This window comes from Streptomyces millisiae, from assembly GCF_031845425.1.
GTDB classification, from domain to species: Bacteria; Actinomycetota; Actinomycetes; order Streptomycetales; family Streptomycetaceae; genus Streptomyces; species Streptomyces millisiae.
Map to the genome: position 1 here is coordinate 1 of NZ_JAVREM010000141.1, position 5,101 is coordinate 5,101.

At 72.8% G+C, this 5,101-nt stretch carries 4 protein-coding genes; all 4 read left to right on the top strand.

Annotated features, from left to right (window positions below; genetic code table 11):
• Positions 1-2,153, top strand: a 2,153-nt coding sequence (locus RNC47_RS35750) for a cellulose binding domain-containing protein (protein ID WP_311604992.1), incomplete at its 5' end; no start/stop codon positions are given.
• Positions 2,154-2,265: 112 nt separating this feature from the next.
• On the top strand, positions 2,266-3,123 hold the full coding sequence (locus tag RNC47_RS35755) for a 3-hydroxybutyryl-CoA dehydrogenase (RefSeq protein ID WP_311604994.1): 858 nt from the start codon (positions 2,266-2,268) through the stop codon (positions 3,121-3,123).
• 79 nt (positions 3,124-3,202) lie between these two features.
• A complete protein-coding gene (ku, locus tag RNC47_RS35760; protein ID WP_311604995.1) occupies positions 3,203-4,177 on the top strand; it encodes a non-homologous end joining protein Ku in 975 nt (324 codons plus the stop codon).
• Positions 4,174-5,064: a non-homologous end-joining DNA ligase gene (gene ligD, locus RNC47_RS35765; RefSeq protein WP_311604997.1), complete on the top strand. Its 891-nt coding sequence runs from the start codon at positions 4,174-4,176 to the stop codon at positions 5,062-5,064. Before ku ends, ligD begins: the two co-directional genes overlap by 4 nt.
• Positions 5,065-5,101 lie beyond the last annotated feature (37 nt).

Here is a 5,101-nt window from a genome sequence, read left to right on the forward strand (position 1 = left end):
ACGACGTGCTCTACCTGGGCGCGCCGAGCGGCGAGGGGCTGTGGCGCAGCACCGACGCCGGGGTGAGCTGGCGGGAGGTCACCTCGTTCCCCAACCCAGGTGACTACGCGCCCGACCCGAGCGACTCCACCGGGTACCAGAGCGAGCTGGTCGGCGTCACCTGGATCACCTTCGATCCGTCGACGGGCTCGCCCGGCAGCCCCACCCGGACCATCTACGCCGGCGTCGCCGACCTCGGCGAGAGCGTCTACCGCTCCACCGACGGCGGCGCGACCTGGCAGGCGATCCCCGGTCAGCCCACCGGCTACCTGCCGCACAAGGGCGTGCTCGACGAGGAGACCGGCGACCTCTACATCGCCACCAGCGACGACGCGGGCCCCTACGCCGGCGCCGACGGCCAGGTCTGGCGGTACGACACCGGCGCCGGCACCTGGACCGACGTCTCCCCGGTGGCCGCCAACAGCGACCGGTACTTCGGCTTCAGCGGCCTGACCGTGGACCGGCAGAACCCCGGCACCGTGATGGTCACCGCCTACAGCTCCTGGTGGCCGGACACCCAGATCTTCCGCTCCACCGACGGCGGGGACAGCTGGAGCCGGTCCTGGGAGTTCACCAGCTATCCCAACCGGAGCAAGCGCTACACGATCGACATCTCCTCGGTGCCCTGGATGGACTTCAACGCCACCCCGCAGCCGCCCGAGGAGTCGCCCAAGCTCGGCTGGATGACCGAGGGCATGGAGATCGACCCGTTCGACGCGGACCGGCTCTTCTACGGCACGGGGGCCACGCTCTACGGCACCACCCAGCTCACCAACTGGGACCGGAACCAGACCTTCACCATCCGCCCCTATGTGCGCGGCCTGGAGGAGACGGCGGTCAACGACCTGGCGAGCCCGCCGAGCGGCGCCCCGTTGCTCAGCGGTCTCGGCGACATCGGCGGCTTCCGGCACACCAGCCTCACGCAGGTGCCGTCCGACGCCTTCCCCTCCTTCGGCACCACCACGGGGCTGGACTTCGCCGAGCTGGCGCCGGCCACCGTGGTGCGGGTCGGCAACCACGTCAGCGAGTCCACCGCGCCGACCGTGAACTTCTCCACCGACGGGGGCGGCAACTGGTTCGCCAGCACCGCGCCGGCCGGGGCGCACGGCGGCACGGTGGCGGCGGCGGCCGACGGCAGCCGCTTCGTGTGGAGCCCGGAGGGCGCCGGGGTGCACTACTCGGTGGGCTTCGGGAACTCGTGGACCGCCTCCCAGGGCATTCCGCAGGGCGCCCGGGTCGAGGCGGACCGGGTGAACCCCAGCCGCTTCTACGGCGTCCACCAGGGCACCTTCTACGTCAGCACCAACGGCGGGGCCTCCTTCACGGCCGCCGCCACCGGGCTGCCGACGGACGACGTGCGCTTCGCGGCCGTGCCGGGGCGCGGCGGTGACATCTGGCTGGCCGGCGGCGGCCTGTGGCGCTCCACCGACTCCGGCACCAGCTTCACCCGGCTCTCCGCCATCGACGCCGACACCGTCGGCTTCGGCGCCGCGGCCCCCGGCGCCTCGTACCAGACGCTGTACAGCAGCGGCGTCGTCGACGGTGTCCGCGGCATCTACCGTTCCACGGACACCGGCGCGACCTGGGTGCGGATCAACGACGACGAGCACCAGTGGGCGTGGACCGGCGCGGCCATCACCGGCGACCCGCGGGTGTTCGGCCGGGTGTACGTCAGCACCAACGGCCGGGGGGTGATCTACGGCGAGACCGACGAGCCCGGTGGTGGGGACCCCGGCGGCCCGGAGGACCCGGAAGATCCGGAGGACCCCGAGGAGCCGGAGGAGCCGGGGAACGCGCCGTGCCGGGTCGGCTACCGGGTGTCCGGGCAGTGGCAGGGCGGCTTCCAGGGTGAGGTCACGGTGACCAACACCGGCCCCACGGCCCTCAGCGGCTGGCGGCTGACCTGGTCCTTCCCGGCCGGGCAGACCATCAGCCAGCTGTGGAACGGCAGCCACACCCAGAGCGGCCCCAATGTGACCGTCACCCCGGCCGCGTGGAACGCCACCCTCTCCCCGGGCGGCTCCACCACCGTCGGCTTCCTCGGCAGTTGGAGCGGCGCCAACGGCAGTCCGACGGCCTTCGCGGTCAACGGCACCTCCTGCGCCGTCGGCTGAGCCGGGTGGGAGGGCCGGCCCGGCCGGCCCTCCCCCTCCGCTCCGGGGGTAACGTCATCCCTGCGACGACGATCACGTGGTACGGCAAGCGGCGGAGCGGAAGGGCTGGTCGATGAGCGACATCGAACGCGTCGGGGTGGTGGGCTGCGGCCAGATGGGCGCCGGGATCGCCGAGGTGTGCGCCCGCTCGGGCCTCGACGTGATGGTCGCGGAGACGACGGGCGAGGCGTTGGAGCTCGGCCGCACCCGGCTGGTCGCCTCGCTGGACCGCGCCGTCGAGCGCGGCAAGGTCACGGCGGCCGACCGGGACGCGGCGCTCGACCGGCTGACGTTCACCACTGATCTGGGCGAGTTCGCGGAACGCGACCTGGTGATCGAGGCGGTGGTCGAGAAGGAGCCGGTGAAGACGGAGATCTTCCAGGTGCTCGACCAGGTCGTCACCCGACCGGACGCCATCCTGGCCTCCAACACCTCGGCCATCCCGCTGGTCAACCTCGCGGTGGCCACCACGCGGCCCACCCAGGTGCTCGGCATCCACTTCTTCAACCCGGCCCAGGTGCAGCGGCTGGTCGAGGTCATCCCCGCGCTCACCACGGCGGACGGAACGGTGCGGCGGGCCGAGGCACTGGTCACCGACGTGCTCGGCAAGCACGTCATCCGCGCCCAGGACCGTTCCGGGTTCGTCGTCAACGCGCTGCTGATCCCCTACCTGCTGGCGGCCGTCCGGATGTTCGAGTCCGGGGCGGCCACCAGGGACGACATCGACAGCGGCATGGAGCTCGGCTGCGCCCATCCGCAGGGGCCGCTCAAGCTCGCCGACCTGATCGGGCTCGACACGGTGGTCTCCATCGCCGAGTCGATGTACGCGGAGCACAAGGAGCCGTCGTACGCCCCGCCGCCCCTGCTGCTGCGGATGGTCGCCGCCGGCCAGCTGGGCAGGAAGACGGGCGCCGGCTTCTACCGCTACTGAGGCGCTACTGAGGCGGGCGGCCGGGATGCGATCTCCGGTCCCCCGGGGTGCCATGGGAGTGAGGTGAGGAGGTGCTCCCATGGCGAGGGCGATCTGGAGCGGCGCGCTGTCCTTCGGCCTGGTCGCGATGCCGGTGCAGCTCTTCACCGCCACCCGGAGCCACACCATCCGCTTCAACCAGATCCAGCGCGGCACCTCCGACCGGGTCCGCAACAAGCGGGTCAACGAGCGCACCGGTGACGAGGTGCCGGCCGAGGAGATCGTCAAGGGCTTCGAGATGGGTGACGAGTACGTCATCGTCGAGCCGGGCGAGCTGGACGACATCGCCCCGGGGCGCTCCAAGGGCCTGGAGATCTCGGGCTTCGTCGGCCTGGACCAGGTCGACCCGATCTACTTCGACCGGTCCTACTACCTGGCCCCGAAGGGCCCCGAGTACGCCAAGGTGTACTCCCTGCTGCTGGACGCCCTCACCGAGTCCAACAAGGCGGGCGTCGCCACCTTCGTGATGCGCAACCGGGAGTACCTGGTCGCCGTCAGGGCGGACGGCGAGGTCCTGGCCCTGCACACCCTGCACTGGGCGGACGAGGTGCGCGAGCCGCGCCGCGAGATCGGCGACCTCCCGGAGCGGGCGACCATCTCGGACAAGGAGCTGCGCACCGCCATCCAGCTGGTGGACGCGCTGAGCATGGAGTGGAACCCCGAGGAGTTCCACGACACCTACCAGGAACGGGTGCTCGAACTGGTGGAGGCGAAGCGCACCGGCGCGACCGTGGAGAAGGGCGCCCCGCCGCCGCGCTCCACCAACGTGATCGACCTGATGGACGCGTTGCAGGCCAGCGTCGAGAGCGCGCGCGGCCGCCGCGGCGGGGGCGGGGGCCGGGGCGGCGAGCGCAAGGGGGCGCGGGCCCGCGGCCGGGGGCGCGCGGGCGACAGGCGGCGCGCCGAGCTCGAGGGCCTGAGCAAGTCCGAGCTGTACCAGCGGGCCACCGAGGCCAGCATCCCCGGCCGCTCCTCGATGAACCGCGAGGAGCTGATCAGGGCGCTCGCGGCATGACGTCGCAGGTCGTCACCGTGGACGGCCACCGGGTGTCCCTGTCCAACCTGGACAAGGTCATCTACCCGGACGGCACCACCAAGGGCGAGGTGCTGCACTACTACGCGACCCACGGCGACGTGCTCCTCCCCCACCTGCGGGACCGGCCGCTGAGCCTGCTGCGCTACCCGGACGGCCCCGAGGGCGAGCGGTTCTTCACCAAGCACGTGCCGCCCGGCACCCCCGAGTGGGTGACCGCGCGCGACGTCCCGCGCTCCGGCGGGGGCACGATGCGGCAGGTGCTGGTGCAGGACCTGCCCAGCCTGGTGTGGGTGGCCAACCTGGTGGTCGAGCTGCACACCCCGCAGTGGCGGGTGACGGACCCCGGCGTCGCCGACCGGCTCGTCCTCGACCTGGACCCGGGCGAGCCGGCCACCATCGTGGACTGCTGCCGGGTGGCGCTGTGGCTGCGGGACCGGCTGGCCGCCGACGGGCTGACCGCCTACGCCAAGACCTCGGGGGCCAAGGGGCTGCACCTGCTGTGCCCGCTGCGGCCCGTGCCGTCGGCCGACTCCTCCGACTACGCGCGGCGGCTGGCCACCGAGGCGGCCAGGGAGCTGCCGGACCTCGCCATCGCGGCGATGGCGCGGCGGCTGCGGCCCGGCCGGGTCTTCATCGACCACAGCCAGAACGCGGCGCGCAAGACGACGGCCACGCCGTACACGCTGCGGGCGCGCGCCGCGCCGACGGTGTCGGCGCCGGTGACGTGGGAGGAGGTCGCCTCCTGTGGGTCTCCCGCGGAGCTGGACATCCGACTGCCGGACGTGGCGGGGCGGCTGGCCGAGCACGGCGAACTGTTGGCGGGTCTGGCGACGGGCGAGGGCGCGGCGCCGCTCGCCCCCCACTGAGCGCGTAGGCGCTCCGCGCCGGGGTTTTCCCCCACCC